Origin of the sequence: Pantoea anthophila (genome assembly GCF_026104315.1) — a bacterium.
Lineage (GTDB): Bacteria > Pseudomonadota > Gammaproteobacteria > Enterobacterales > Enterobacteriaceae > Pantoea > Pantoea anthophila.
In genome coordinates, this window is the sequence record NZ_CP110473.1 from 3,514,676 (window position 1) to 3,541,191 (window position 26,516).

The window sequence follows — 26,516 nt, forward strand, 5'->3', positions numbered from 1 at the left end:
ACTCGCTTACCACGAGTGCACCACGCTGAGGGATCAGAAACCGTTGAGTTTACGGTCGCGTGCCCATTCAGCGGGAGTATAGGTTTTGATAGAGACAGCATGAATGCGGTTGTCCGCGATGTATTCCATCAGCGGCGCGTAGACAGCCTGCTGTTTTTTCACGCGGCTCAGCTCGCCAAACAGTTCGCCTACGGCGATCACCTGGAAATGGCTGCCATCGTTGCTCATCACATGCACTTCGTCTAAAGGCAGCGCTGCCATCAGCACGGCCTGAATTTCACTGTTTTCCATTGTGCTTAACTTCACTTAATAATAATAAGGCTGACATAGTAGAGGAAAGCGGCTGACTCTTAAATACGCAAAAGCCCCTGTTGAAAACAGGGGCTTAGCATAACAAGCGGAAATCAGGCGCTTTTATCCGCAGAAACAATAATCTGTTGCAGATTGTAAAGCGTAATCAGCGACTGCAGTTTGTCGCTGATACCGGCAAAGCGCGGGGTGCTCCCCTGCGCCCGTGCAATTTCCCGCAGGTGCACCAGCAGAGCGAGGCCGGAAGAGTCAACCCGGTTCAGCGCCGCGACGTCGATCGTCTCGACGCCGCGAATCAGCGTTTCACGCTGCTGCCAGAGGCCCATCAGGGTGTCGCGATCCAGCTCGCCTTTCAGTAATAGCGTGCTGGCTTCGCGCTCCCAGCGTAACGATTCGTGCATTATTGTTGTTTATCCAGCGTGATTGGCTGTGACGCAGACGATTTGAGCTGCGCCGTCAGACCATCAATACCTTTGGTCCGTAACAGATCGCTCCACTCATTCTGCTTGGTGGTGATCATGCTGACGCCTTCGGCAATCATGTCATAAGCCTGCCAGTTACCAGTCTGGCTGTTTTTACGCCACTGAAAGTCGAGGCGAACCGGCGGACGGCCATTAGGATCGATGATAGTGACGCGAATCGCCACAATTTTGGCGTCGCCAAGCGGCTGCTCAGGCTGGATCTGATAGCTCTGGCCGTTATAGAGGGCCAGTGCCTGACCATAAGCCTGGGCCAGATAGTCGCCAAAAGCGCTGAAGTAAGCTTCGCGCTGGGCCGGTGTTGAGTCACGATAGTAGCGACCCAGCACTAATGCGCCCGCATATTTGATCTGCACGTAAGGCAGCAGTTCCTGGCGCACAATCTGACGCAGGTAGTTGGGATCCTGCTTGATTTTTGGCTGCTCATTTTTCAGACGGCTGAAGGTCTTTTGCGCCGCTTCGTTCATCAGCTTGTAGGGATTGCTCTGGTCGGCTGCCGTTGCCGTCAGCGGGACCGCAACCACCAGCATGGCAATCATCAGTAAACGTTTAAACATGGTATGCCCTCTTCTTTAAGGTTGAGCCGGTTCCGCAGGCGCGGCACTGCTGCCATCCTGCGCATCCTTGCCCTCATTTTTTTGTTTGTTATCGCCGCTCTTGTAAAGGAACTGACCGATCAGATCTTCAAGCACCATCGCCGATTTGGTGTCGCGCAGCGTATCGCCATCTTTCAGCATCGCCGAACCGAGCTCAGGGTCGTCAAAGCCTAAGTTAAGCGCCAGGAACTGCTCACCCAGCAGACCCTGGGTGCGAATTGCCAGCGAACTGGTATCTGAAATTTTATTCGCGTACTGATCGCTGATCTCCATCGTGACGCGCGGCAGCAGGGTCTTCGGTTCAAGCTCGATATCCGTCACCCGGCCAATCACTACGCCGCCGATTTTGACCGGCGAACTGGCTTTGAGGCCGCCAATGTTGTCAAAGGTCGCGTAGAGTTTCCACGTCGGCTCCGTGCCCATCGACTTCAGGTCGGCGACGCGCAGACAGAGGAACAGCGCGGCGATCAGCGCCATAATCATAAAAATGCCAACCCAGATTTCGCTTTTTTTGCTTTGCATTGCATCAATTCCCAAACATCAGTGCTGTCAGCACAAAATCCAACCCGAGTACCGCCAGAGAGGCGTGTACGACGGTACGCGTTGTCGCGCGACTGATCCCTTCGGAAGTGGGAATCGCGTCATAGCCATTAAAAAGAGCAATCCAGGTCACCGTCACGGCAAAGACGGCACTTTTGATCAGACAGTTCACCACGTCGGTGCGGAAATCGACCGCGTTCTGCATCGCCGACCAGAAGAAGCCGGGATCGATCCCCTTCCAGCTCACCCCCACCAGCGCACCGCCCGCGATCCCGACCGCCGTAAAGATGAGTGCCAGCAACGGCATGCTGATGAAGCCCGCCCAGAAACGGGGCGACACCACCCGGCGTAACGGATCGACCGCCATCATCTCCATACTGGAGAGCTGCTCGGTGGCTTTCATCAGGCCGATTTCCGCCGTCAGCGCCGAGCCCGCCCGGCCGGCAAACAGCAGTGCGGTGACCACCGGTCCCAGCTCTCGCAGCAGCGACAGGGCCACCAGCATACCCAGACTGGTTTCGGCGCCATAGGTGGTCAGCACCAGATAGCCCTGCAGCCCGAGAACCATGCCAATGAAGAGACCCGATACCACAATAATCAGGAGCGACAGCACGCCAACGCTGTAGAGCTGTTTGATCAGTAGCGGTGTGTGTCTGCGAAACGCCGGTTTTCCTACCAGCGCGTGAAACAGCATTAATCCTGCGCGTCCAAAACTGGCGCACGTTTCAATTCCCTGACGACCAAACGACGCCAGCGCCTTCAAGACCATCTGTTTAGTTACTCCGTGAGCCGGTTAAATCAGCGAGATAATCGCCGGCAGGAAACCGGAATGGAACCGGACCATCCGCATCGCCATCAATAAACTGGCGCACGCGCGGGTCGTTATTCTCTCGCAGTTCCGGCGTGGTGCCGTGTGCGATAATTTTTTGTCCGGCCACAATATAGGCATAGTCCGCAATGCTCAGTACTTCCGGTACGTCATGCGAGACCACGATGCAGGTCAGGCCCAGCGCATGGTTCAGTTCATCAATGAGTTTGACCAGCACGCCCATGGTAATCGGATCCTGACCGACGAAAGGCTCATCAAACATGATGAGTTCCGGCTCCAGCGCAATAGCGCGCGCCAGAGCCACACGTCGCGCCATCCCGCCTGACAGCTCTGCGGGCTTCAGCTGGGCCGCACCCCGCAGGCCCACCGCCTCCAGCTTCATCAGCACCGTGCTGTGCAGCAGCGGCTCAGGCAGTCGCGTATGTTCACGCAGCGGCCACGCAACGTTTTCATAAACCGTTAAGTCTGTAAACAGCGCACCGGACTGGAACAGCATGCTCATCTTTTTACGCGCTTCATACAGTCTGGCGCGTGATAATGACGGAATGTTTTCGCCACGGAAAAAAATCTCGCCGCGGGTCGGCTGAAGTTGCCCCCCAATCAAGCGTAGCAGGGTGGTTTTTCCGATCCCCGATGGCCCCATAATCGCGGTCACTTTGCCTTTCGGCACGGTCAGCGAGATGTCATCAAAGATGGTGCGATCTCCGCGCGAAAAACTCACGCCACGAACCTCAACCAGATTCGTTTGCTGCTGGGTCATTATTACCTCTTGTAAGGATCGGGCGTAAACATGGGGTACGATGGTAGCCTGTTCAGTCCTGATTCACGATAGCTTTACAGAAACTTATCGCTAAGATTTGGCGAAAATGGTCATTAAATTTACTTTTGCCCCTGAGGCGGTCAAAATCAGCGCCTGTCTCGCCAAACAGAATTTTAAACCGGCCGGGAACGCATTGCCGGCCTGAGTTTTTACGCAAGGATTTTTCATGTTCGTAGCTTCTGCACTGTTGATTATCGGTTTGCTTTTACTGGCTTATGGTGCCGATCGTCTGGTGTTTAGCGCCTCAATATTATGCCGCTCTCTGGGCATTCCGCCGCTGATTATCGGCATGACCGTGGTCAGCATCGGCACCTCGCTGCCGGAGATGATCCTCTCCTTTTCGGCAGCGCAGCATGGCCAGATGGATCTCGCTGTGGGCACCGCCCTCGGCTCGAATATTACGAACATTTTACTGATTCTGGGTGCCGCTGCGCTTATGCACCCGCTGAGTGTGCATTCTAATCTGATTCGCCGCGAACTGCCGCTGATGTTGCTGGTCACCCTGCTCAGCGGTTTTATGCTGTTTGACAATCAGCTTAGTCGACTGGATGGAATTGGCCTGATCGCGATTGCCGCGATTTATCTTCTGGTGGTGATTCGCATCGCGCGCAAGGCCGAACGGGACAATAACGACACCCTGACCCGCGAGCAGCTGGCCGAGCTGCCCCGTGAGGAGAGCGGCAACACGGTGGCCTTTCTCTGGCTCGCCGTTGCGCTGATCATCCTGCCGATGTCGACACGCATGGTGATCGACAACGCCACGGCCTTTGCCGACTACTTTGGCGTCAGTGAGCTGGTGATGGGCCTGACGCTGATTGCCGTGGGCACCAGCCTGCCTGAGCTGGCAACGGTCATCGCCGGTGCACTGAAAGGCGAAGATGATATCGCGATCGGTAATCTGGTCGGCGCCAACATTTATAATATTGCCATCGTGCTTGGCCTGCCGGCGCTGATCCACCCCGGCAGCATTGACTATCACGCTTTCGCCCGCGACTACTGGGTGATGCTCGGCGTGAGTGCGCTCTTTGCCCTGCTCTGCCTGCTACGGCGTCGCCGTGTTGGCCGGACGGCAGGCCTGATTTTACTCTGTGGTTTCTTCGTCTGGGTGACGCTGCTGTGGATGCAGCCGGCGTTCATGGACGGCTAACAAGGACAGACTCACTATGTCACATCAGCAACCAACAGCATTCGACTTCCAGCAGGTGGGAAAAACCGTCCTGCGCATTGAGCGTGAAGGGCTGGAACAGCTCGATCAATATATCAATGAGGATTTTGCCCGCGCCTGCTCCCTGATCTATGCCTGCCAGGGTAAGGTGGTGGTGATGGGCATGGGGAAGTCAGGTCACGTCGGCAAGAAAATGGCGGCGACCTTTGCCAGCACCGGCACGCCTGCCTTTTTTGTGCATCCGGGCGAAGCCAGCCACGGCGATCTGGGCATGGTGAGCAAAAATGATGTCGTCATCGCCATCTCTAACAGCGGGGAGTCGAACGAGATTCTCGCCCTGATTCCGGTGCTGAAGCGCCAGCACATTACGCTGATCTGCATGACCGGACGGCCTGACAGCGCGATGGGACGGGCTGCCGACGTGCATCTCTGCGTCCACGTTCCTCAGGAAGCCTGCCCGCTGGGCCTGGCCCCGACCAGCAGTACCACCGCCACGCTGGTGATGGGTGATGCTCTGGCGGTTTCGCTGCTGGAAGCGCGGGGATTTACAGCCGAGGATTTCGCCCTCTCCCACCCCGGCGGTGCGCTGGGCCGCAAACTGCTGCTGCATGTGGCCGATATCATGCACAGTGGCGATGCGCTGCCGCATGTCACCCGTGACGCCTCACTGCGCGATGCGCTGCTGGAGATTACCCGCAAAAACCTCGGTCTGACGGTGATCGTTGACGACCTGATGAAAATCCAAGGGATTTTTACTGATGGTGACCTGCGCCGCATCTTTGATATGGGCATCGATTTTCAGCGTGCCACCATCGGGGAAGTGATGACGCCAGGGGGCATCCGCGTCCGGCCAAACATGCTGGCGGTGGATGCCCTGAACCTGATGCAGACCAAAAACATTACGTCGATTCTGGTGGCCGATGACGACCATCTGCTCGGTGTGGTACATATGCATGACATGCTGCGCGCTGGCGTAGTCTGAACAGGAAGAGAAAATGCAACAGGCAACTCCCCCGATTGACACCTGCTACGGCCCGGTCAGTGCTGTGGTTATGGCGCGCGCCAGTCGCATTCGTCTGCTGATCTGCGACGTGGACGGCGTGATGTCCGACGGGGTGATCTACATGGGAAATAACGGCGAAGAGCTTAAGGCGTTCAACGTGCGGGATGGCTATGGCGTGCGCTGCCTGCTGACCTCAGATGTGGAAGTGGCTATTATTACCGGCCGCAATGCCCGTCTGATGGAAGATCGCTGCAAAACGCTCGGCATCCGTCATCTTTATCAGGGACAATCGGATAAGCTTTTGGCCTATCGCGAACTTCTGGATAAACTGTCTCTTTCCGACGACCAGGTCGCCTATATCGGCGATGACCTGATCGACTGGCCGGTCATGGCGAAGGTGGGATTCAGCGTGGCGGTGGCGGATGCACATCCCATCCTGTTGCCGCGCGCAGACTATGTTACCCGTATCGCCGGTGGACGCGGTGCGGTTCGTGAAGTCTGCGATCTGATCTTAATGGCGCAGAACAAATTTGAGGATGCCAAAGGGCAATCAGTATGAGTAAAAGCAGGCGTTGGATAACGCTGATTCTGACCTTGATTGCACTGGTTTTGATCGGCTGGAATCTTACCAATAAGGATGACGATGGGATGCCCGTCGGGACAGACAGTCAGTCTCCGACCTACACCAGTGCGGATTCGCACACGGTGGTTTATAACCCGCAGGGCGCGCTGTCCTATAAACTGGTCTCAGACAAAGTGACCTATTTCTCGGATGACGAACTGAGCTGGTTCGAGCATCCGGTGATGACCACCTATGATGAGAACAAAATCCCGACCTGGACGTTACGCGCGGATAAGGCAAAGCTCACTAAAGATCGTATGCTTTATCTTTATGGCCATGTTGAGCTCAACACGCTGACGCAGGATTCTCAGCTGGAGCGGATCAAAACAGATAACGCGCAGATCAATCTGGTGACCCAGGACGTTACCTCGGATGACCAGGTGACATTGTATGGCCGCAGCTTTAACTCCACCGGCATGAAAATGCGCGGCAATTTACGGACAAAAAACGCCGAGTTAATCGAGAAGGTCAAAACCTCTTATGAAATTCAAAATGAACAAAAATAGCCTGAAGCTTTTACTGGCCAGCGTGCTGCTGGCGACCAGCGTTCCAGCGCTGGCCCTGACCGGTGACTCGGACAAACCCGTTAATATTGACTCGCAGAATCAGGCGCTGGATTTACAGGGCAATGTCGCGACCTTTACCGGCAACGTCATTGTGACGCAGGGCACCATCAAAATTACGGCAGATAAAGTCGTGGTCACCCGTCCGGGCGGCGACAGTAAGAAAACCATCGTCGATGCCTACGGTAATCCTGCCACCTTCTATCAGATGCAGGACAGCGGCAAACCGGTTCAGGGCCATGCCGCAAAACTGCATTACGAACTGGCTAACGATTTCGTTGAACTGACCGGCAATGCGTTTATTGAGCAGCAGGACAGCAATATCAAAGGCGATCGCATTACCTACCTGGTGAAAGAGCAGAAGATGCAGGCTTTCAGCCAGGGCCAGAACAAGCGCGTCACTACCGTACTGGTGCCGTCGCAACTTCAGGATAAAGCGTCGTCCAACAGCGAGAAGAAGAGTAACTGATAGCTATGGCCACATTAATCGCAGAAAACCTGGCGAAGGCCTATAAAGGCCGTCGCGTGGTAGAAGATGTCAGTCTGCAGGTGAAATCCGGCGAGATTGTCGGCCTGCTGGGCCCGAACGGTGCCGGTAAAACCACCACGTTCTACATGGTGGTCGGCATCGTGCCGCGTGACGCGGGCCGTATCGTGATTGACGATGAAGACATCAGCATCCTGCCGCTGCATGCGCGTGCGCGTCGTGGCATCGGCTATCTGCCGCAGGAGGCTTCCATTTTCCGTCGCCTCAGCGTTTACGATAACCTGATGGCGGTGCTGCAGATCCGTGACGATCTGACCGAAGAGCAACGCCAGGATCGCGCCCGCGAGCTGATGGAAGAGTTCCACATTGAGCACCTGCGCGACAGCATGGGCCAGGCCCTCTCCGGCGGCGAACGCCGCCGTGTTGAGATCGCGCGTGCGCTGGCCGCCAATCCTAAGTTCATTCTGCTGGATGAGCCTTTTGCCGGTGTTGACCCTATCTCCGTTATCGACATTAAGAAGATCATTGAGCATCTGCGTGACAGCGGCCTCGGCGTACTGATTACCGACCATAACGTGCGTGAAACGTTAGCGGTCTGTGAGCGGGCCTATATCGTCAGCCAGGGCCACCTGATCGCGCACGGCACACCCAATGAAATTCTTGCGGATGAGCAGGTTAAGCGGGTTTATTTGGGTGAAGAGTTCAGACTCTGATAAGGTGTCGTTAAGACCGCTATTTACCTGGGAACTATCATCCTGTCTATGAAGCAAGGCTTACAACTCAGGTTCAGCCAACAGCTGGCAATGACTCCCCAACTGCAGCAGGCGATTCGTCTGCTGCAGCTCTCTACGCTTGAACTCCAGCAGGAGCTACAGCTGGCGCTGGAAAGTAATCCCCTGCTTGAGCAGACGGACCCGCACGACGAGATTGACTCCCGGGACGCTGCAGAAGCGGAGGCGCTGGATACCCGCGAAGCGCTTGAGCAAAAAGAGATGCCCGATGAACTGCCGCTGGATGCCACCTGGGATGAGATCTACACCGCTGGCACACCTTCCGGCACCGGAACGGACTATCAGGATGATGAGCTACCGGTCTACCAGGGTGAAACGACGCAGTCCCTGCAGGATTATCTGATGTGGCAGGTCGGCCTGACGCCGTTCAGTGATACCGATCGCGCGATTGCGACCTCTATCGTCGATGCTATCGATGACACCGGATATCTCACCGTTTCGCTTGAGGAGATCCTCGACAGTATCGGCAATGACGAGCTGGAGGTGGATGAGGTTGAAGCGGTGCTGAAACGCATCCAGCGCTTTGACCCGATTGGCGTGGGTGCGCGCGATCTGCGCGACTGCCTGCTGGTTCAGCTGTCACAATATGCGCCCGACACGCCCATGCTGGCCGAAGCACGTCTGATTGTCAGTGAGCATCTCGACCTGCTGGCCAACCACGACTTCCGTAGCCTGATGCGGGTAACGCGCCTCAAAGAAGAGGTGCTGAAAGAGGCGATGCTGCTGATTCAGTCGCTGGACCCGCGTCCCGGCCAGTCGATCAACACCGGCGAACCGGAATATGTGATTCCCGATGTGCTGGTGCGCAAGGTTGGCAGCCGCTGGACGGTTGAACTCAACGCCGACAGCCTGCCCCGCCTGAAGATCAATCAGCACTATGCGGCGATGGGCGGCACCACGCGTAACGACAGCGACACGCAGTTTATTCGCAGCAACCTGCAGGAAGCACGCTGGCTGATTAAGAGTCTGGAAAGCCGCAATGATACACTGCTGAAAGTGACGCGCTGTATCGTTGAGCAGCAGCAGGCGTTTTTCGAGCAGGGGGAAGAGTTTATGCGCCCGATGGTCCTGGCTGATATCGCTCAGGCCGTTGAGATGCACGAATCAACTATCTCCCGCGTGACCACGCAGAAGTATCTGCACAGTCCGCGCGGTATTTTTGAACTGAAGTACTTTTTCTCCAGCCACGTCAACACGGAAGGGGGCGGCGAAGCCTCCTCTACCGCGATTCGTGCGCTGGTGAAAAAATTAATTTCGGCGGAAAATCCAGCCAAACCCTTGAGCGACAGTAAACTGACCTCCATGTTGTCCGATCAGGGGATCATGGTGGCACGGCGTACCGTCGCAAAATATCGTGAGTCTTTATCCATCCCGCCATCGAACCAGCGTAAACAGCTGGTTTGACAGAAATGAGAAGGAAGACCTATGCAGCTGAACCTGACCGGGCAACACGTTGAAATTACGCCACCACTGCGTGAATTCGTCAGTGCTAAATTTGCCAAACTGGAACACTATTTTGAGCACATCAATCAGGTCTATATTGTCCTGAAAGTTGAGAAAGTCATGCAGGTGGCTGACGCAACACTCCACGTTAACGGTGGCGAGCTGCACGCCACGTCGGAAGCGGAAGATATGTACGCGGCGATTGACGGGCTGATCGACAAGCTCGCCCGTCAGCTGACTAAACATAAAGATAAACTGAAAAAACACTAACCTTCATGCTGGCTACGCGCGCCTGGCGCACTGAGCCGACAGGATGGGGCGGATAATCCGCCCCGTTTTGTCATCTGGCAGGCGTCATTTTCCGTCACGTCAGAAGACGCCGGCGGTGAATGGCCTGGTGAACCCGCAAGTGAAACGATAATGAACAACGATCTTACACTGGAATTGAGCACGGTGCTTTCGCCTGACTGCACACGCAGTGGCGTACACTGCCAGAGCAAAAAACGTGCGCTGGAAATCATCAGCGAACTGGCCGCTAAGCAGCTCAACCTGCCGCACCAGACGCTTTTCGAAGCGATCCTGACGCGTGAGCGTATGGGCAGTACCGGTATCGGCAACGGGATAGCGATCCCGCACGGCAAGCTGGAGGAGGATACGCTGCGCGCGGTCGGGGTCTTTATCAGCCTCGAACAGCCGATTGCGTTTGATGCCGTCGATAACCAGCCGGTCGATCTGCTGTTTGCCTTACTGGTTCCGGCTGACCAGTGCAAAACACACCTGCACACCCTTTCACTGGTGGCAAAGCGTCTGGCCGATAAAACGGTCTGCCGCCGGCTGCGCGCTGCGCAGAGTGATGAAGAGCTTTATGCCATTATTACGGAAAACCAGACAGAGCTGTAACGCGTCTTTACCGGCCGGGTGCCGGTTTTAAAACGGGAGAGAAGGTCATGGTGCTGATGATCGTTAGCGGTCGTTCAGGCTCGGGGAAGTCAGTGGCACTCCGTGCGCTGGAGGATATGGGGTTCTACTGTGTTGATAACCTGCCGGTGGTGCTGCTGCCGGAGTTAGCGAACTCACTGGCAGAGCGGAATATTTCGGCGGCGGTCAGCATCGACGTGCGCAATATGCCTGAATCCCCCGAAATTTTTGAAACCGCACTGAATAATCTGCCCGACTCCTTTTCACCTCAGCTGCTGTTTCTCGACGCCGACCGCAACACGCTGATTCGCCGCTACAGCGATACGCGTCGTCTGCACCCCCTCTCCAGCAAAAATCTGTCGCTGGAGAGTGCCATTGATGAAGAGAGCGATCTGCTGGAGCCGCTGCGTTCGCGCGCCGATCTGATCATTGATACGTCAGAGATGTCGGTGCATGAACTGGCCGAGATGCTGCGCACCCGCCTGCTGGGCAAGCGTGAACGCGAGCTGACCATGGTATTTGAATCCTTTGGTTTCAAACATGGCATCCCTATCGACGCGGACTACGTGTTTGACGTGCGCTTTCTGCCCAATCCCCACTGGGATCCGAAACTGCGCCCGATGACCGGCCTCGATCGCCCGGTCGCGGCCTTCCTCGACCGCCACACGGAAGTGCATAATTTTATCTACCAGACACGCAGCTATCTTGAACTCTGGCTGCCGATGCTGGAGACCAACAACCGTAGCTATCTTACCGTGGCGATTGGCTGTACCGGCGGTAAACACCGCTCAGTCTATATCGCCGAGCAGCTGGCGGACTATTTCCGCTCGCGTGGTAAGAATGTACAGTCACGCCATCGCACGCTGGAAAAGCGCAAATCATGACCGTCAGACAAACTGTAGAAATCAAAAATAAGCTGGGCATGCATGCCCGTCCGGCGATGAAGCTGTTTGAGCTGGTGCAGAGCTTCGATGCCGAAGTGTTACTGCGCAACGAGGCAGGCACCGAAGCCGAGGCCAGCAGCGTGATCGCCCTGCTGATGCTCGACTCGGCAAAAGGGGGACACATTGAGATTGAAGCCAGCGGGCCGGAAGAGGTCCCGGCGCTGGCTGCGGTCATTGAGTTGTTTGAAGCGGGCTTTGATGAAGAGTAAGGTCAGTTAAGCTGATTACGCTGTAAAAAGCCCTCTCCGCCCAGCTGACGCATCTGGCGCAGTATCCACTGCTGCCGCGACCTGACATAGCCTGAAGGCGCGGCGGCACGGTAACGAATCGGATTCGGCAGTACCGCCGCCAGCAAAGCAGCATCGGCCGCAGTAAGCCGGCTGGCAGGTTTGTGGAAATAGTGCTGTGATGCGGCCTCCACACCAAAGATGCCCGGCCCGAACTCCGCGATATTGAGATAGACGGTCAGAATACGCCGCTTCGTCCAGACCGTCTCAATCCCCACCGTCAGACCCGCTTCCAGCCCCTTACGGACCCAGCTGCGACCATCCCAGAGAAAGAGATTCTTCGCGGTCTGTTGTGACAGCGTGGACGCTCCGCGCATCCGGCTGTCGCTGTTATCCAGTACCGATTCAATCGCCGCCACATCAAAGCCCCAGTGGGTGGGAAACTTTTGATCTTCAGAAGCGATAACGGCCAGCCCCATCCACGGCGAGATCTCATCATGTCCGACCCAGTCTGAATGCGCCACATAACTGAAATCACCGCGCAACCACGCCCCCACCTGTCGCTCCACCATCACTGCGGAGAAGGGCACCGGTAAAAACGAAAAGAGTAAAATGCCGGCCAGCCACACGCCCAGCCAGACCAGCAGGAGACGGCCGGCAATCCGTCTGATACGCTGTCCGGCGCTTCCTTTATGCTTGTTCATGCAATCTTCCCATACCTGTTTCAGACGTTAATCAATTACTCATGTAATCACTGCCAGAAAAATCGCCTTTTTGCGATTTTCGGTGAAAATGAACGGCGCGTTTCCAGACTTCATGCACCTATTTTGCATCAACATGCGGCAACAGATCGAAATAGTTCAAGGACTTCCGAAAAAAGGAATCGGTTCCATTCATTGCCACTGCTTAGCATCTTTCCAGATAAACACTTAATAATGGGTAATAAACGCCGCCTTAAATCATTCATCAACCTTAACTGTTATTTTTTTCTGTTGTCGTAATGGTTCAACTCTTAACCAGAACTATTCTTATAACGTCTAAATAAACAGCAGCGGCCAGCGTAAATCCTGTCATAAATGACCCGGTTTTCGATCCCTGCCCCGCAACCCGGCAGACGCAGAAAAGTACAAAGGTTGAGATTCATTTCTGCCATTCCGAATCGTTTTGGATGATTCGGTTCATTTCAGGCTGCCGGCTTGCAATATCAGCGCGTTACACTGACTGTCAGGGCAAATGAACCTGCCGGTTCGCTTTTACGCTGTCCGGTCTTCGCGACACGGCGCAGCCGCGTTAAAAGTACACGAAAACCGGCAAATCTGGTTAAAATAGCAGCAACGCAACGCGGAAATTGATTCCTTGCTTGACTGTGTTGCCAAATTAATGTTTTCTGTGTTTAAACGCTGCTCAACATCACACATTTTAATGAATCTTGTCACATGAGAAGATGAATTTGCTAAGGTGATGACAGTGTTAACCAATACCCTGCGGCTGCATTAATTATTCAAATCATAGCGGCCGCAACATTTTCCCTGGTGTTGGCGCAGTATTCGCGCACCCCGGCCTCGGCTGGGGTCATTTTTTTCTGCCGTTTCACTTCTCCTGTCCGGCAACCCAGTCGCGCAGAACCTTCACATCGTGTCGCCACTCATGTTTCAGCTCTTCAATCCATTCAACCACGTTGTCCCACCACGCCGGCAGCTCCGGACTCTGGATCTGTTTCGCCAGCATCTGTAAACGCTGCAGCCCGACGGACCCGGCCGCGCCTTTGATTTTGTGCCCCTCTTCCGCAATTCCTTTCTGGTCGCGCGCCATCAGATTCGATTCCAGTACCGCAAGATAGTCCGGCATCATCTTCTCAAACATCGTCAGGCTCTGCGTAATCAGCCCCGGGCCCACCAGCTCGATATACTGTTCGAGCATGGCGACATCCAGCAACATCCGGGTTTTGTCATCGCTGACGGCGGGCGTTTCATCCTCCGTTTCTGCCTGATAGTCCCAGTACTTTTTGATCATTGCGGTCAGGGCAGGCACGGCCAGCGGTTTACTGAGCACATCATCCATCCCGGCGTCGAAATACTCTTTTTTATCTTTCAGCACGTTGGCCGTGAGCGCCACCAGCGGAGGCAGATGCGCGCCCTGATACTGCTGGCGAATCGCACGGGAGACATCCAGCCCGGTCATATCGGGCAGCTGAATATCCAGCAGCACCAGATCGAACTCAAGCGGGTCAAACATCGCCAGAGCCTCGCTGCCGGTCATGGCGACCTCCACGCTGCATCCCAGCTTCTCCAGAACGGAGCGCGCCACAATCACATTCAGTTCAATATCCTCAACCAGCAGCACATGCAGCGCAGGCAGAGGCAGGCTGTCGTCGACGCCTTCGTCAATCACTTCTTCTGCGATGCGTGGTGCTTTAATTTCGACGGTGAAGCATGAGCCCTGGCCGGGCGCACTCTGTACGCGGATATCTCCCCCCATCGCCTGGGCCAGTCGACGTGAAACCGCCAGCCCGATGCCGGTTCCGGTCGCCGGTTTCCCGCCATGCTGATCTTTAACCTGATAGTACATCGCAAAAATCTTGTCCTGCTCCTCCTGGCGGATACCCATGCCGGAGTCCTGCACCTCAAAGCGCAGTGTTTCATCCTGCTCATACGCGACGCGCACCACGATCTCGCCCTGCTGGGTGAACTTCACGGCGTTACCAATCAGGTTCCAGAGAATCTGACGCAGACGCGTTCCGTCGGTGGAGATCATGTGAGGCAGCGGCAGTTGCGGCGCGAGCACAAACTTCAGCCCTTTTGGCTGCGCCAGCAGGCCGGAGAGATTCTCTAAATCGGCGAGGAAACCGGTGAAGTCGAGCGGCTGATTATCCAGCTGAACTTTACGACGCTCGATTTTGTCCACCTCAATCACATCGTTGAAGATGTTGCCCAGCGTAATGGCCGAGACGTGGATGGTTTTCAGGTATTTCAGCTGTTCCTGGTTCAGATCGGTATCCAGCAGGATGCGGCTCAGGCCGACAATGCCATTAAGCGGCGTACGCAGCTCGTGGCTGATGGTTGAGATAAAGGTGGTCTTTTCCCGGCTGGCGTTCTCTAACGCGTCCTGATAGCGCTTACGCTCGGTGATATCGCGGCCAAAGCCCATCAGCCCGCTGCGTTTGCCGACACGATCGTAATAGGGCACCTTGCGGATCTCAAAACAGGCTTTGCGCCCGTCAGGATATTGCAGCCACTGCTCATAGGTCAGGGAGACGTTATGGCGGAACACTTTTTCGTCCGTTTCCAGCACCTTGGTTGCGGCTTCATCATCGTAGATATCGCGTGGCGTCAGGCCAATCAGCTGCTTTTCGCTTTTGCCGGTCAGCAGCTCCATGGCGCGGTTGCAGCCGGAGAACTGCTTGTCGATATTGCGATAGAACACCAGGTCAGGTGACGCATCCAGGAAGGAGCGCAGGAAGGATGATTGCTGCTCCAGCTCAATCTGGGCCTGTTCGCGGCGGGTGACCTCTTCGCGCAGCTTGTCCATCACCTGTTCGCGCGCCAGCTCCGCTTTTTTACGATCGCTGATCTCCTGATTCAGCTGGGTGATGGTTTCCTTCATCTGCTGATTGAGTTCCAGGTCGCGGGTGCGCATCTCTTCCAGCTTATCCACCAGCCTTGCCAGCCGCTGCCGCGACTCCTCAAGCTGATCGACCACCACCGACAGAAAATAGACGGCCCAGGGCGTAATCAGCAGGCCAAAGAAGACCGAGCGCACCACATCGATACTCTCGACGTGCCCCCGCAATACCATCGTGACCGCCATCTGGACAATCATCGCCAGCACCACCAGCGCAGAGGCCAGCAGCAGCGAGAACCTGACCAGGCCAAGTTTGACCATTAAATCGACATAGTACTGCGCCAGCAGACGAATCTGTTTCATAACGACTCCCTGGAAAAGAAACAGCCCCATGATAGCGCAGTTAGCCTGCGGACGTCGCAGCACGTCACGCGAAGATGAGGGATTGAATGCGCTTTTATGGTGCATCCGCCCTGCCGTTCGGCGACGTTTGGCACAAACCGGTTAAATCCCTTGACTGATTGTGCCAAATGAATAATCTGTAAGGCCGCCTGTGAATCACAGATTTCACCCGACGGCCTTTTTTCAATATCCTGGCAGCGTCCTGTTGCGCAGGCCCTCTCCTTTATATGAATACTCATTCAACTTTAATGCTGTTTTAAGCATTCTCTGCCTGATTAATTTTTCTTATAACCAACCGCTGTTTCATTCAAATAGGCCGACATAAGAAAAACAGATACATGCTATGTATCAGGGGTGCCGGACAGCATTTAATGCTGCCAGACACCCTGTCACCAGCATGGTGCAGAGATATGACGCCTGCACTACAGTGAGTCAGTTCACATTTATCGGCCGATCACCAGGTGGCAGAGTGAGACATTTTAAACCATAAAAATCAATACTTTCATATATTTATACGAGAAAAGCGCCTGATAAGCCCGCCTGGCCGCCCTATTTGACCTGATTACGCTTTCCCGATAAGTTGGAAATCCGCTGAAAGCTTTCCTGACGGGCCATTGTCTCGGCATATCTATGCAACAAGAAGACTCCCGCGTGGTTTAAGTCATCTCCTTTACGAGACCGGAAATCGAAGAGCAGCTCAATAAAGGACGTTTTACGGATGTCTGGAGAGAAATGCTCAGGGCTATGACGCGCGCTCGACAGAGCATGGCGATGAAAATGAAGCTGCGCCTCAGTTGCGCCCAGACCCTGAAACAGTGCAGGTAATGTCAAAGCAGTTTAAGGAGACCCTCAATGTCCACTAAAAAACCTCAATCCTATGGCTTGTATGATCCGACAGCAGGCAGTGACAGCTGTGGTGTAGGTTTCATTACGCGTAAGGACGGCGAGCAGACCCATGAGATTCTGCAGATGGCGCACAGCGCCCTGTGCACAGTGCCGCACCGCGGCGGTATGTCAGCAGAAGGTGTCGGCGATGGCGCAGGCGTCAACGTTGACCTTTCACTGCATTTCTTCCGCAAGATTACCGGCCAGCCACTCGAAGCGGGTCGCTTTGGCGTCGGCAACTTCTTTGTGCCGAAAGATGCTGAGCTGCGCGCGAATGCCGAACGTCTGGTGGATGAGACCCTCAGCAGTTTCGGCCTGCCGGTGATCATGAAGCGCGACATGCCGCTCGACAGCAGCGTGACGCGTCCGGCTGCCATTCAGTTTCAGTTACCGATTCTGCAGTGGATCTTCACTGCGCCTCAGGACGTGGCCGATCAGAACGACTTCGAACAACGTATCTACCGCGCCCTGTTAACTATCGAAGCACGCGCCTTTACCGAAAGCGAGTTTGGCGGTCTCTATCCGCTGTCGCTGTCGTCGCGCACGCAGGTATTTAAAGCGCGCCTGAACTCCAATGAAGTGATTCCTTACTTCAAAGATCTGACCGATCCCGATCATCAGGTCCGCGGGCTCTTTTTCCACACCCGTTTCTCGACCAACACCGATCCGCATACCACTATGGCGCAGCCGTTCCGCCTGATGGCGCACAACGGCGAGCTGAACACGGATCGTAAAAACCGCATCGCCGAATCGGCCCTGGCACTGGCACGCGGCAAAAAGATCGTGCGGCCTAAAGGGCAGTCCGACAGTTCGCGTCTGGATCAGAGTATCCACAGCCGTCTGATGGAAGATAATCTCGATCTGATCACCGCTGTGGTTTCCATGATGCCGCCCGCCTGGGAAAACGACAGCTCGCTGTCAACCGAGGTGCGCGACATGCTGGAGTATTTCTCTCTGTATGAAGAGAAGAACGACGGCCCTGCCGCCTTAATCTTTGGCAATGGCGAAGTCATTGGCGCACGCCTTGACCGTCTGGGCCTGCGCCCGCTGCGCTCGGTCGAAACCGCAGACTATATCGGTGCGATGTCCGAAGCGGGCCAGATCGCCTTTCCTCCTGAAAGCGTCCTGCGTCGTGGTCGTATCGAAGCGGGCGGCATGCTCTACTTCGATCACCGTGAAAAACGCAGCTACACCACGCTGCAGGCGCTGGAAAAACTGGCTGCCGAGAAAGATTACTCCGCCCTGCTGCGTGAAGCGCGCGTCGGCCTGGACGATCTGCCGGAGATCCCGGCTGAGCAACAGGGTTCACCGCTGCGCTATCGCGGCGATCTGAAAACCTATCAGCGCTTTGTCGCCTACTACTACAACCAGGAAAGCTTCAAGTTCATGATGGACCCGATGCTTAACACCGGCGCAGAGAAGATCTCCGCAATGGGTTACGGCAACGCCATCAACGGCTTATCCGATCATGAAGGCGGCATGGCGCACTACTTCTCTCAGCGCTTTGCGCAGGTTACCAACCCGCCGCTGGACTCTATCCGCGAAGTAGATGGCATGACGCTGCGTGTGGCGCTGGGGGCGAAACCGCACCTGGGCCGCAGCAAAGGCCGTCAGATTGTGGTGCCGACACCAATTCTCAGCCATCTCGATATGCTGCGTTTGCGTGAGCAGACCGTTGCCCCTTACGCCCGCTTCGAGATGCTCTATGAGCCGGTCATCGGCAAAGATCTGCTGAGCACGACCGCCAACGCGAACGCCCTGGAAAAAGCGATTGATGACCTGGCGCAGCAGGTGGTGGATTTTGCCCGGACGCAGGGCGGCATTGCCGTTCTGACCGACCGCCACATCTCCTCGAAGCACGCCGCGATCCCGATGCTGCTGGTGGTTTCCGCCATCAACCAGCGTCTGGTGCAGGAAGGTCTGCGCCTTGATGTGTCACTGGTGGTGGAAAGCGGCCAGAGCATCTCCTCGCACCACATTGCCGCGACGCTGGGCTTCGGCGCATCAGCAATCTATCCGCTGGGCGTACAGATGCGCGCAGAGGAGAAATTTGGTGAGGGTGAAGAAGGCAATAAAGCCTTTAAGCGCTATGCCAAAGCTGCGGAAAAAGCCCTGATGAAAACCATGGGCAAAGTGGGCCTCTGTACCGTAGAAAGCTACAGCAGCGGCGAGTTCTTTGAGCCTAACTTCCTCAACACCGATGACCCGGTGCTGAAAAAGTACTTCCCGAATATCAAAACGCCGGTGGGTGGCGCAGGCTTCGCGGCTATCGCGCAGATGGCCGTTGACTGGCATCAGAGTGCACTGAAGATTCAGGGTGAGTCGGACGTACCGTTGCTGGGTCTGTTTAAAGAGCGCGCAGAGGGTGCCGGTCACTCCTACGGCACGATTGCCGTACGCACCTTTATCGATATGACCGAAGAGCCGATTCGCTTCGCTGATAAAGCGCGCGAAGAGGATAACTTTATCCGTCTGATGACGCTGGCAAAACTGGATAACGCTTTTGGTATCAAGCCAGAAACCTTTAAAGACAGCAGCTTCGAGCGTATTCCGGATGAGGTGATCAACAACTTCGCGATCACGGCCGACTATCGTCAGTTCTCCAGCCTGATGTATGAGGAGCGTAAGCGTCGCCCGGCGGCCCTGCGTGACATCCTGACATTCCCGGCCGATCTGACCCATATCGACAGCGAAGCGGAGTTCCGCCGCAAACTGGGACGCTACTCACTGACCAACAACGGCTTTGCCATTCGTGGTCTGGTGTGTGAAGCGGTGGATGGCAGCCTGAATCACTTTATGCTGCGTCTGACCGATGCGATCGAAGGCCTGAAGCCAGAGAACGAGCGCCTGCAGAATCTCTCTAACGCCCTGAAGTTCCGCTTCGGCGACGATATCGAGAGCAGCGAGGTGGTGACCGGCGGTCTGAAAATAACCGCTTACGGTAAAGCGGCAGACTACCTGTCACGTATTTTCACCACTCTGCCCTCCCTGCCACTGAGCGACGTGCAGCCAGCGTGCGAAATCACCCGCACCTTTGCCTCTGGTGCGATGAGTCACGGTGCGCTGGTCGCCCCCGCGCATGAAGCGGTGGCGCACGGCACCAACATGGTCGGCGGCATGAGTAACTGCGGTGAAGGCGGCGAGCACTACTCCCGTCACGGCACCATCCGTGCCTCACGCATCAAGCAGCTGGCGTCCGGCCGTTTTGGCGTCTGGGCTGCCTATCTGGCGGACCCGATGCTGGAAGAGCTGGAAATCAAGATTGGTCAGGGTGCGAAGCCTGGCGAAGGCGGCCAGCTACCGGCGGCAAAAGTCACGGTTGAGATTGCGGCAGCGCGTGGCGGTACGCCAGGCGTCGAGCTGGTCTCGCCGCCGCCGCATCACGACACCTACTCCATCGAAGATCTGGCGCAGCTGATCCACGACTGTAAAGCCGCGCGGGTGCGCGTGATCGTCAAACTGGTCTCCTCAGAAGGGATCGGCACCATCGCGGTCGGCGTGGCCAAAGCGGGCGCAGACGTCATTAACGTGGCGGGTAACACCGGCGGTACCGGCGCTGCGTCGGTGACCAGCCTGAAATACACCGGACGCGTGGCGGAAATCGGCATCGCTGAAGTTCATCAGGCGCTCTGCGCCAACGGCCTGCGTGAGAAAGTGCAGCTGCGCTGCTCGGGCGCGCAGCAGACCGGCAGCGACGTGGTGAAATCCGCGCTGCTGGGCGGCGACAGCTTCGAATTCGGTACCACTGCGCTGATGATGCTGAAGTGCGTGATGGCGAAAAACTGTAACGTCAAATGCCCGGCGGGTCTGACGACCAACGCCGAAGCCTTTGATGGCGATCCGCGTCAGCTGGCGCAGTATTTCCTCAACGTCGCCCATGAAGTGCGTGAGATCCTGGCGCGTATGGGCCTGCGTTCCCTGCGTGAAGCGCGCGGCCGGGCCGACCTGCTGCACCTGATGGATCACCCGCTGGAAGTGGGCAAGCTCGACTTACGCGCCATGCTCACCGTGGTGCCGGAGCTGAAGATCGAGAAGCCGGTCTATCTGGAGAAAGATTTTGAGCTGGATGATGGCTGGGTTGAGCAGCTGAAATCAGCGCTGGTCGATCAGGGCAATAGCGACGTCGCACTGGGCAACGGCATCGTGCTGAACAACCGCAACAAAAGTGTGGGGGGCCAGCTGGCGATCGACATTGAACGCATGCTGAACCATCAGCTGAGTGCGGCGCAGCTGCAGGCGAAGCCTGCGGTTCTGAGCGATGACCGCGGTCGCCATTATCTGGCCCCTGCGACCGTAAAAATTTCAACCACCGGTTCAGCCGGTCAGTCATTTGGCGCCTTCTGCAACGATGGCATGCAGCTGACCCACTACGGCACCTGTAACGACGGCGTCGGCAAGGGACAGTGTGGCGGAGAGCTGTTTATCATGTCGCCGGGCGGCGGCGCGCAGGATGGCGATGGTAACGTGCTGATCGGTAACTTTGCGCTGTTTGGCGCGACCGGTGGACGCCTGTTCGTGCAGGGCCAGGCCGGTGACCGCTTCGCGGTGCGTAACTCCGGTGCCACAGCCGTGGTCGAAGGCGTAGGAGATTTCTGCTGCGAATATATGACCAATGGTGCCATCCTCAACCTGGGCACCTTCGGTAAAGGCTTTGGTAACGGCATGAGCGGCGGCTTCGCCTATCAGTATGACCCGTATGGAACGCTCGCCAGCCATGCAGCCGGTGATTCAGTGCGCTTCGGCTCAATTGCCGATCAGGATGAGATGGCGCAGGTGCATAAGCAGGCCGTGCTGACCATGCTGAACTGGCATCTGGAGGCCACAAACTCACCGCGTGCTGCCTGGCTGCTGGAGAACTGGGAAACGGAGTGTCACCACTTTGTCTATGTGATGCCGCGCTCACTGCTGCTCTATCAGGATGGCGGTGAGATCCTGAAAGCCAGAAGCCGTAAAGATCTGCTCGAAGAGCTGTCGACCGCGCTGGCCGGCCATCAGGTTGCGAAGTTCAAAGCGGCCTGGCGTCAGGGCAAGACCATTGCTGACGGTGCGGTACCCGCCTACGGCGCGACCGATACGCTGGAGATGTTTGTTCTGCTTAACAACTACACCGTTCTGAGCTTTGCTCAGCAGCTGGCCCTGAGTAAATTACCGAAAGGGACAGCGGTTGAAGATCCGGCGGTAGAAAAAGCCGTGCGTAATCTGCTGATGACGGAGGACTTTTCGCTGATCAGCAAACTGCAGCGCCATGCCCGTTCCGCCATCGAAGCGTATAACGATGACGAACTGGCCAGTCTGATTGGTTCCAAACGCATGTCAGATTACAAAGCGGCGCTGACGCAGCGCAACATCCGCTCCATGGACAGCCTGGCCACCTATGGCTGGATCATGTATCAGGATGCCTGTAACCGGGAAGTGCTGGGCCACCTGCCTGATTTTGAAGAGCTGTTTGCACGTGCGGCCTTGCCTGAAATCGCCGCGGCGGTGGGCAAACTCTCCTGACAGTCATATTGTTCAGGCTGAACTGAATGTTATTCATTGATCATTGCCCGGAGTCGTCGTTGTACCGGACAGATGCAGAACCGCTCTCCCCAGCCGCACACCGCGGTGCGGGAAAGCGGAACCGCTTAAACCGGCCAGCGTTACTGATGACGGGGAAGAACGGGATTGAGTAAAAGTACCCATGAAAATTCCTTATATTCCAGAAGATGCACCTTTTAATGGCGATCAGAAATACTGGCTGGCTGGCTTTCTCGCGGGTCTTCACTCCCGTCTGCTGGTATTAGAAGACAAGCAGCAACCCGCTGCGGGCACAGGTGCAGCCGCGACCACGCAACTGCACATTCTCTACGGCTCACAGACCGGCAATGCCGAAGCGCTGGCGCAGACCGCTGCGAAATCGGCCCGTGCTAAAGGGCTGGTGCCGGTGGTTCAGGCGCTGGGCGATGTCGACCTCGACGTCTTTGCCACCATGCGCCATGTGCTGATCGTCACCTCAACCTACGGCGAAGGCGAGATGCCGGATAACGCGCAGCTCTTCTGGGATGCGATCTCTGCCAGTACCGCACCGCGCCTGGAGCAGATGCATTTTGCCGTGCTGGCAATCGGTGATACCGGCTATGACGGCTTCTGTCAGGCGGGCAAGTTCATCGATATGCGCCTTGAGCAGCTGGGAGCAAAACGCGTGGTGGATCGCATCGACTGCGATATCGACTATGAAGAGCCATCCAGCGAGTGGCTGAACAGCTCCATGCCTCAGTTTGCGGCCAGCGCCGGCAGCAGCGGCACCGTGCTGGAGAGCGCGCCTGAAGCACCGGTCATCCCGGGCAGCAACAAATCGAACCCTTACGCCGCGGCGCTGATCACCAACAAGCGCCTCTCTGGCGAGCAGTCTGCCAAAGATATCCGACATTTTGAGTTTGACCTGACCGACAGCGGCCTGAAGTATGAAGCGGGTGATGCGCTCGGCGTCATTCCGGTCAACGAGCCATCGCTGGTCAGCCTGCTGCTGACCCAGCTTAATGCCGACTACGAGACGCCGGTGCCCGGCTTTGACCGCAGCCTCGGCGACCTGCTGACCTACCAGTTTGAGATCTCTGAACCGTCGCGCAAGCTCATCGAATGGGTCGGGCAGAACACCACCAACCAGGAGCTGCGTCATGTGTTACAGCACGACGACAAAGATGCGCTGGGTGTCTGGCTGTGGGGCAAAGATAGCCTTGACCTGCTGCAGCTTGACCTGACGCGCACGCTGGCGGTGCCTGAGTTTGTTGCCCTGCTGCGTCCGCTGCAGCATCGCGCTTACTCGATCTCCTCCAGCTCCAAAGCCCATCCGAATCAGGTGCACCTGACCGTTGCTTCCGTGCGCTATCACAGCGGCGGCCGTAACCGTGGTGGCGTCTGCTCAACCTACCTGGCTGAGCGCGTACGTCGTGGCGAAAAGCCAGCCATCTTTATTTCGCCGAACAAAGCGTTCCGCGTCCCAGCCAATAACAGCGCTCCGCTGATCATGGTGGGACCTGGCACCGGCATCGCGCCCTTCCGGGCTTTCCTGCAGGAGCGTCAGGCAACCGGCGCGCAGGGCAAAAACTGGCTGTTCTTCGGCGATCAGCATCAGGAACATGACTTTATCTATCAGGATGAACTGCTCGCCTGGCGGGATAATGGCTTGCTGACGCGGCTTGACCTGGCGTTCTCCCGCGATCAGGAGAAGAAGATCTACGTGCAGAGCCGGATGCTTGAGCAGGGTGCAGAGCTCTATGCCTGGCTGCAGGAAGGCGCTTACTTCTATGTCTGTGGCGATGCATCACGCATGGCGAAGGATGTGGATAATGCGCTGTATGAAGTGGTTCGCCAGTTCGGTGGCCTCTCCAGCGAGCGCGCAGCGGACTATGTCGACCAGCTGAAGAAAGAGAAGCGTTACCTGCGCGACGTCTATTGATAGCGAAGGTGTGATAAAAAATCCGGTTTGCGCAGGCAGCCAGATTTTTTTATGGCTGACAGGCAAAAAAATACCCGCCGGAGAGGCGGGTATCTGTTTTAAGAATGCTGCGGTTATTTCACGACGCGCAGTGAAGGTCGTCCACCCCGCGGCGGTGGATCGTCATCAGGCGGTGTCTCATCATCGCTGGCATCGTCGGGACGATCGCCATCAATCACGGACATCATAGTCTCTTCCTGACCTTCTGACGCCTCCTGAATATCCAGCTCGTAAGCCGGTTCCGGTTCAAACATCGTTCCGGCACCGTTTTCCCGGGCATAGATTGCCAGAATTGCCGCCATCGGCACGTTAACCTGACGAGGAACACCCCCAAAGCGGGCGTTAAACGACACCTGGTCATTCGCCAGATCGAGGTTACCGACAGCACGGGGCGCGATGTTCAGGACAATCTGACCATCACGCGCGTACTCCAGCGGCACCTGAACACCTGGCTGATTGATGTCGACCACCAGATGCGGCGTCAGCTGGTTGTCGAGCAACCAGTCATAGAAGGCGCGCAGCAGATAGGGACGACGTGCAGTAAGTTGCGACATTTCCATACGTTAAGCCCGTGCTTGCAGGCGCATTTCACGTTCAGCTTCAGTTAATGAAGCGAGGAAAGAGTCACGCTCAAATACGCGGTTCATGTAACCTTTCAGCTCTTTTGAACCAGAGCCGATCAAATCGATGCCCATTGAAGGCAGACGCCATAACAGCGGTGCCAGGTAGCAATCCACCAGGCTGAACTCTTCGCTCATGAAGTAAGGCGTGCGGCCAAACAGCGGCGCGATCGCCAGCAGCTCTTCACGCAGCTGTTTGCGTGCGGCTTCGGCTTCCTGACCGCTGCTGTTCTCAACCTTCCTCATCAGGCTGTACCAGTCCTGCTCGATGCGGTGCATCATCAGGCGGCTGTCACCACGGGCAACCGGATAAACCGGCATCAGTGGCGGATGCGGGAAGCGCTCATCTAAATATTCCATGATGATGCGGGATTCATACAGCGTCAGCTCACGATCTACCAGTGTCGGTACTGTGCGATACGGATTGAGGTCAATCAGATCCTGCGGCAGGTTATCCATTTCGACCTGCTCGATCTCTACGCTGACACCCTTCTCCGCCAGAACGATACGTACCTGATGGCTGAAAATGTCAGTAGGACCAGAAAACAGCGTCATTACCGAACGTTTGTTGGCAGCGACAGCCATGAAAACCTCCAAGTTTGTTCACAAAAAGATACTGCGAATAGCCAACCACACGGCGACTCACTTGCTTGTCGAACTCGCACGCAACCTGGTCAGCTGCGCCGTAAAACTGACGCCCCGACAGCGGGAAGGCGCATAACGCACCGGCCTGCGGGCGCAAAGTGACACAGAGTTTACCAGATTTTAGGCTGCTTGTGGGCGTGGAATGAATCTTTGCAGGTAAATTGAGCGCGGGCTTACGGTTTTCCCCGTTATCAGACGGGAAGGCAGAAAATAAAAAACCCGCCGAAGCGGGTTTTTTGAGCCAATTGCCGCAGCCGGAGCTGCAAACAATTAACGCTTGGAGAACTGAGGACGACGACGTGCTTTACGCAGGCCGACTTTCTTACGTTCAACCTGACGCGCGTCACGCGTTACGAAGCCAGCTTTACGCAGCTCGCCACGCAGTGATTCGTCGTATTCCATCAGAGCGCGGGTGATACCGTGACGGATCGCACCAGCCTGACCAGAAATACCGCCACCTTTAACAGTGACGTACAGATCGAATTTACCAACCAGATCCAGCAGTTCCAGCGGCTGACGAACGACCATGCGGGCAGTTTCGCGACCGAAGTACTGTTCCAGAGAACGTTGGTTAATTACGATGTTACCGCTACCCGGCTTAATGAATACGCGAGCGGTAGAGCTTTTGCGGCGACCAGTGCCGTAGTTTTGAGTTTCAGCCATTGCCTTTAATCCCGATTAAATGTCAAGAACTTGCGGTTGCTGTGCCGCATGGGTGTGCTCGTTGCCTGCGTAAACTTTCAGCTTACGGTACATAGCACGACCCAGCGGGCCCTTCGGCAGCATGCCTTTAACCGCGATCTCAATCACACGCTCAGGACGGCGAGCAATCATCTCTTCAAAGGTCGCCTGTTTGATACCACCGATGTGGCCGGTGTGGTGATAGTAGATCTTGTCAGTACGCTTGTTGCCGGTAACAGCAATTTTTTCTGCGTTCAGAACGATGATGTAATCACCCGTATCAACGTGCGGAGTGTATTCCGCTTTATGCTTACCACGCAGACGGCGCGCCAGTTCAGTCGCCAGGCGACCCAAAGTTTTGCCCGTTGCGTCAACTACAAACCAGTCACGTTGGACGGTTTCTGGTTTAGCTGTAAAAGTTTTCATCGAAAAGCTTACCCAAATTAAGTTACACGTTGGTGAAATCCCAAACGCTTAAGTAAACGAATGAGGCTCACACGACCATTTTG

General features: G+C 56.0%; 25 protein-coding genes. 13 read left to right on the forward strand and 12 right to left on the reverse strand.

The genetic code is table 11. The features are described 5' to 3' along the window. Positions 1-33: 33 nt before the first annotated feature. The 6 genes from ibaG to mlaF all read right to left on the reverse strand — a co-directional run bounded on the left by ibaG (position 34) and on the right by mlaF (position 3,513). On the reverse strand, positions 34-291 hold the full coding sequence (gene ibaG, locus OJ965_RS18910; protein WP_009092456.1) for a BolA family iron metabolism protein IbaG: 258 nt from the start codon (positions 289-291) through the stop codon (positions 34-36). Positions 292-404: 113 nt separating this feature from the next. After that, positions 405-710 (reverse strand): lipid asymmetry maintenance protein MlaB, encoded by a 306-nt coding sequence (gene mlaB, locus OJ965_RS18915; RefSeq protein ID WP_046101075.1) that lies wholly within the window; start codon positions 708-710, stop codon positions 405-407. Further along, the gene (gene mlaC, locus OJ965_RS18920; RefSeq protein WP_009092458.1) at positions 710-1,345 is read right to left on the reverse strand and encodes a phospholipid-binding protein MlaC; all 636 of its coding nucleotides are present in this window, start codon (positions 1,343-1,345) and stop codon (positions 710-712) included. Before mlaC ends, mlaB begins: the two co-directional genes overlap by 1 nt. 15 nt (positions 1,346-1,360) lie before the next feature. Then, positions 1,361-1,906: an outer membrane lipid asymmetry maintenance protein MlaD gene (gene mlaD, locus OJ965_RS18925; RefSeq protein ID WP_009092459.1), complete on the reverse strand. Its 546-nt coding sequence runs from the start codon at positions 1,904-1,906 to the stop codon at positions 1,361-1,363. A 4-nt stretch (positions 1,907-1,910) separates the two neighbouring features. Continuing rightward, positions 1,911-2,693: a lipid asymmetry maintenance ABC transporter permease subunit MlaE gene (gene mlaE / locus OJ965_RS18930; RefSeq protein WP_009092460.1), complete on the reverse strand. Its 783-nt coding sequence runs from the start codon at positions 2,691-2,693 to the stop codon at positions 1,911-1,913. Between the two features lie 4 nt (positions 2,694-2,697). Next, complete coding sequence (gene mlaF / locus OJ965_RS18935; protein WP_046101074.1) at positions 2,698-3,513, reverse strand: phospholipid ABC transporter ATP-binding protein MlaF; 816 nt, start codon at positions 3,511-3,513, stop codon at positions 2,698-2,700. A 226-nt stretch (positions 3,514-3,739) separates the two neighbouring features. Here mlaF and OJ965_RS18940 point away from each other — a divergent pair, with 226 nt between their 5' ends. The 11 genes from OJ965_RS18940 to npr all read left to right on the forward strand — a co-directional run bounded on the left by OJ965_RS18940 (position 3,740) and on the right by npr (position 11,718). Next, entirely contained in the window at positions 3,740-4,720 is a 981-nt protein-coding gene (locus OJ965_RS18940; protein WP_009092462.1) for a calcium/sodium antiporter, read from the forward strand. A 16-nt stretch (positions 4,721-4,736) separates the two neighbouring features. Beyond that, positions 4,737-5,720, forward strand: a complete 984-nt coding sequence (gene kdsD, locus OJ965_RS18945; RefSeq protein WP_265137437.1) for an arabinose-5-phosphate isomerase KdsD — start codon at positions 4,737-4,739, stop codon at positions 5,718-5,720. Between the two features lie 13 nt (positions 5,721-5,733). Further along, positions 5,734-6,300, forward strand: a complete 567-nt coding sequence (gene kdsC, locus OJ965_RS18950; protein ID WP_265137439.1) for a 3-deoxy-manno-octulosonate-8-phosphatase KdsC — start codon at positions 5,734-5,736, stop codon at positions 6,298-6,300. Beyond that, the gene (lptC, locus tag OJ965_RS18955) at positions 6,297-6,869 is read left to right on the forward strand and encodes an LPS export ABC transporter periplasmic protein LptC (RefSeq protein ID WP_009092465.1); all 573 of its coding nucleotides are present in this window, start codon (positions 6,297-6,299) and stop codon (positions 6,867-6,869) included. Before kdsC ends, lptC begins: the two co-directional genes overlap by 4 nt. Beyond that, on the forward strand, positions 6,844-7,395 hold the full coding sequence (lptA, locus tag OJ965_RS18960; protein WP_033736432.1) for a lipopolysaccharide ABC transporter substrate-binding protein LptA: 552 nt from the start codon (positions 6,844-6,846) through the stop codon (positions 7,393-7,395). The genes lptC and lptA overlap by 26 nt, the downstream gene beginning before the upstream one ends. Before the next feature lie 5 nt (positions 7,396-7,400). Continuing rightward, on the forward strand, positions 7,401-8,126 hold the full coding sequence (gene lptB, locus OJ965_RS18965) for an LPS export ABC transporter ATP-binding protein (RefSeq protein ID WP_009092467.1): 726 nt from the start codon (positions 7,401-7,403) through the stop codon (positions 8,124-8,126). Positions 8,127-8,174: 48 nt separating this feature from the next. Further along, positions 8,175-9,608, forward strand: coding sequence for an RNA polymerase factor sigma-54 (rpoN, locus tag OJ965_RS18970; RefSeq protein ID WP_265137441.1), 1,434 nt, complete (start codon positions 8,175-8,177; stop codon positions 9,606-9,608). 21 nt (positions 9,609-9,629) lie between these two features. Next, positions 9,630-9,917, forward strand: coding sequence for a ribosome hibernation promoting factor (gene hpf / locus OJ965_RS18975; RefSeq protein ID WP_009092471.1), 288 nt, complete (start codon positions 9,630-9,632; stop codon positions 9,915-9,917). A gap of 150 nt (positions 9,918-10,067) precedes the next feature. Further along, the gene (ptsN, locus tag OJ965_RS18980) at positions 10,068-10,547 is read left to right on the forward strand and encodes a PTS IIA-like nitrogen regulatory protein PtsN (protein ID WP_009092473.1); all 480 of its coding nucleotides are present in this window, start codon (positions 10,068-10,070) and stop codon (positions 10,545-10,547) included. Positions 10,548-10,594: 47 nt separating this feature from the next. Continuing rightward, positions 10,595-11,449 carry an RNase adapter RapZ gene (rapZ, locus tag OJ965_RS18985; RefSeq protein ID WP_003851114.1) on the forward strand — a complete coding sequence of 285 codons (855 nt, stop codon included), beginning with the start codon at positions 10,595-10,597 and terminating at the stop codon, positions 11,447-11,449. Then, positions 11,446-11,718, forward strand: a complete 273-nt coding sequence (npr, locus tag OJ965_RS18990; protein WP_009092474.1) for a PTS phosphocarrier protein NPr — start codon at positions 11,446-11,448, stop codon at positions 11,716-11,718. The genes rapZ and npr overlap by 4 nt, the downstream gene beginning before the upstream one ends. A gap of 2 nt (positions 11,719-11,720) precedes the next feature. On the opposite strand, the gene mtgA is transcribed toward npr, so the two are convergent. Together mtgA and arcB are read right to left on the reverse strand one after the other, a co-directional pair. Further along, positions 11,721-12,440 carry a monofunctional biosynthetic peptidoglycan transglycosylase gene (gene mtgA, locus OJ965_RS18995; protein ID WP_265137442.1) on the reverse strand — a complete coding sequence of 240 codons (720 nt, stop codon included), beginning with the start codon at positions 12,438-12,440 and terminating at the stop codon, positions 11,721-11,723. A gap of 886 nt (positions 12,441-13,326) precedes the next feature. Next, positions 13,327-15,660: an aerobic respiration two-component sensor histidine kinase ArcB gene (gene arcB, locus OJ965_RS19000; RefSeq protein ID WP_265137443.1), complete on the reverse strand. Its 2,334-nt coding sequence runs from the start codon at positions 15,658-15,660 to the stop codon at positions 13,327-13,329. Between the two features lie 891 nt (positions 15,661-16,551). On the opposite strand from arcB, the gene OJ965_RS19005 reads away from it, so the two are divergent. Both OJ965_RS19005 and OJ965_RS19010 read left to right on the forward strand, forming a co-directional pair. Continuing rightward, complete coding sequence (locus OJ965_RS19005; protein ID WP_265137444.1) at positions 16,552-22,083, forward strand: glutamate synthase-related protein; 5,532 nt, start codon at positions 16,552-16,554, stop codon at positions 22,081-22,083. Positions 22,084-22,264: 181 nt separating this feature from the next. After that, the gene (locus OJ965_RS19010; RefSeq protein WP_009092478.1) at positions 22,265-24,022 is read left to right on the forward strand and encodes a sulfite reductase subunit alpha; all 1,758 of its coding nucleotides are present in this window, start codon (positions 22,265-22,267) and stop codon (positions 24,020-24,022) included. 113 nt (positions 24,023-24,135) lie between these two features. Here the strand turns inward: OJ965_RS19010 and sspB are convergent, their stop codons facing one another. The 4 genes from sspB to rplM all read right to left on the reverse strand — a co-directional run bounded on the left by sspB (position 24,136) and on the right by rplM (position 26,433). Then, positions 24,136-24,621 (reverse strand): ClpXP protease specificity-enhancing factor, encoded by a 486-nt coding sequence (gene sspB / locus OJ965_RS19015; RefSeq protein ID WP_009092479.1) that lies wholly within the window; start codon positions 24,619-24,621, stop codon positions 24,136-24,138. A 3-nt stretch (positions 24,622-24,624) separates the two neighbouring features. Beyond that, positions 24,625-25,266: a stringent starvation protein SspA gene (sspA, locus tag OJ965_RS19020; protein WP_009092481.1), complete on the reverse strand. Its 642-nt coding sequence runs from the start codon at positions 25,264-25,266 to the stop codon at positions 24,625-24,627. A 330-nt stretch (positions 25,267-25,596) separates the two neighbouring features. After that, complete coding sequence (rpsI, locus tag OJ965_RS19025) at positions 25,597-25,989, reverse strand: 30S ribosomal protein S9 (protein WP_008925401.1); 393 nt, start codon at positions 25,987-25,989, stop codon at positions 25,597-25,599. A gap of 15 nt (positions 25,990-26,004) precedes the next feature. Further along, positions 26,005-26,433, reverse strand: coding sequence for a 50S ribosomal protein L13 (gene rplM / locus OJ965_RS19030; RefSeq protein ID WP_009092483.1), 429 nt, complete (start codon positions 26,431-26,433; stop codon positions 26,005-26,007). Between the last annotated feature and the right edge of the window lie 83 nt (positions 26,434-26,516).

What these genes read in the sequence shown, in the direction of transcription:
- rplM (WP_009092483.1), bottom strand. Translation starts at nt 26,433, where the DNA reads ATGAAAACTTTTACAGCTAAACCAGAAACCGTCCAACGTGACTGGTTT.
- mtgA (WP_265137442.1), bottom strand. Translation starts at nt 12,440, where the DNA reads ATGAACAAGCATAAAGGAAGCGCCGGACAGCGTATCAGACGGATTGCC.
- mlaD (WP_009092459.1), bottom strand. Translation starts at nt 1,906, where the DNA reads ATGCAAAGCAAAAAAAGCGAAATCTGGGTTGGCATTTTTATGATTATG.
- lptC (WP_009092465.1), top strand. Translation starts at nt 6,297, where the DNA reads ATGAGTAAAAGCAGGCGTTGGATAACGCTGATTCTGACCTTGATTGCA.
- OJ965_RS19005 (WP_265137444.1), top strand. Translation starts at nt 16,552, where the DNA reads ATGTCCACTAAAAAACCTCAATCCTATGGCTTGTATGATCCGACAGCA.
- OJ965_RS19010 (WP_009092478.1), top strand. Translation starts at nt 22,265, where the DNA reads ATGAAAATTCCTTATATTCCAGAAGATGCACCTTTTAATGGCGATCAG.
- mlaF (WP_046101074.1), bottom strand. Translation starts at nt 3,513, where the DNA reads ATGACCCAGCAGCAAACGAATCTGGTTGAGGTTCGTGGCGTGAGTTTT.
- arcB (WP_265137443.1), bottom strand. Translation starts at nt 15,660, where the DNA reads ATGAAACAGATTCGTCTGCTGGCGCAGTACTATGTCGATTTAATGGTC.
- ibaG (WP_009092456.1), bottom strand. Translation starts at nt 291, where the DNA reads ATGGAAAACAGTGAAATTCAGGCCGTGCTGATGGCAGCGCTGCCTTTA.
- npr (WP_009092474.1), top strand. Translation starts at nt 11,446, where the DNA reads ATGACCGTCAGACAAACTGTAGAAATCAAAAATAAGCTGGGCATGCAT.
- lptB (WP_009092467.1), top strand. Translation starts at nt 7,401, where the DNA reads ATGGCCACATTAATCGCAGAAAACCTGGCGAAGGCCTATAAAGGCCGT.
- sspB (WP_009092479.1), bottom strand. Translation starts at nt 24,621, where the DNA reads ATGGAAATGTCGCAACTTACTGCACGTCGTCCCTATCTGCTGCGCGCC.
- ptsN (WP_009092473.1), top strand. Translation starts at nt 10,068, where the DNA reads ATGAACAACGATCTTACACTGGAATTGAGCACGGTGCTTTCGCCTGAC.
- rpsI (WP_008925401.1), bottom strand. Translation starts at nt 25,989, where the DNA reads ATGGCTGAAACTCAAAACTACGGCACTGGTCGCCGCAAAAGCTCTACC.
- hpf (WP_009092471.1), top strand. Translation starts at nt 9,630, where the DNA reads ATGCAGCTGAACCTGACCGGGCAACACGTTGAAATTACGCCACCACTG.
- mlaC (WP_009092458.1), bottom strand. Translation starts at nt 1,345, where the DNA reads ATGTTTAAACGTTTACTGATGATTGCCATGCTGGTGGTTGCGGTCCCG.
- OJ965_RS18940 (WP_009092462.1), top strand. Translation starts at nt 3,740, where the DNA reads ATGTTCGTAGCTTCTGCACTGTTGATTATCGGTTTGCTTTTACTGGCT.
- mlaB (WP_046101075.1), bottom strand. Translation starts at nt 710, where the DNA reads ATGCACGAATCGTTACGCTGGGAGCGCGAAGCCAGCACGCTATTACTG.
- rpoN (WP_265137441.1), top strand. Translation starts at nt 8,175, where the DNA reads ATGAAGCAAGGCTTACAACTCAGGTTCAGCCAACAGCTGGCAATGACT.
- kdsC (WP_265137439.1), top strand. Translation starts at nt 5,734, where the DNA reads ATGCAACAGGCAACTCCCCCGATTGACACCTGCTACGGCCCGGTCAGT.
- sspA (WP_009092481.1), bottom strand. Translation starts at nt 25,266, where the DNA reads ATGGCTGTCGCTGCCAACAAACGTTCGGTAATGACGCTGTTTTCTGGT.
- lptA (WP_033736432.1), top strand. Translation starts at nt 6,844, where the DNA reads ATGAAATTCAAAATGAACAAAAATAGCCTGAAGCTTTTACTGGCCAGC.
- rapZ (WP_003851114.1), top strand. Translation starts at nt 10,595, where the DNA reads ATGGTGCTGATGATCGTTAGCGGTCGTTCAGGCTCGGGGAAGTCAGTG.
- mlaE (WP_009092460.1), bottom strand. Translation starts at nt 2,693, where the DNA reads ATGGTCTTGAAGGCGCTGGCGTCGTTTGGTCGTCAGGGAATTGAAACG.
- kdsD (WP_265137437.1), top strand. Translation starts at nt 4,737, where the DNA reads ATGTCACATCAGCAACCAACAGCATTCGACTTCCAGCAGGTGGGAAAA.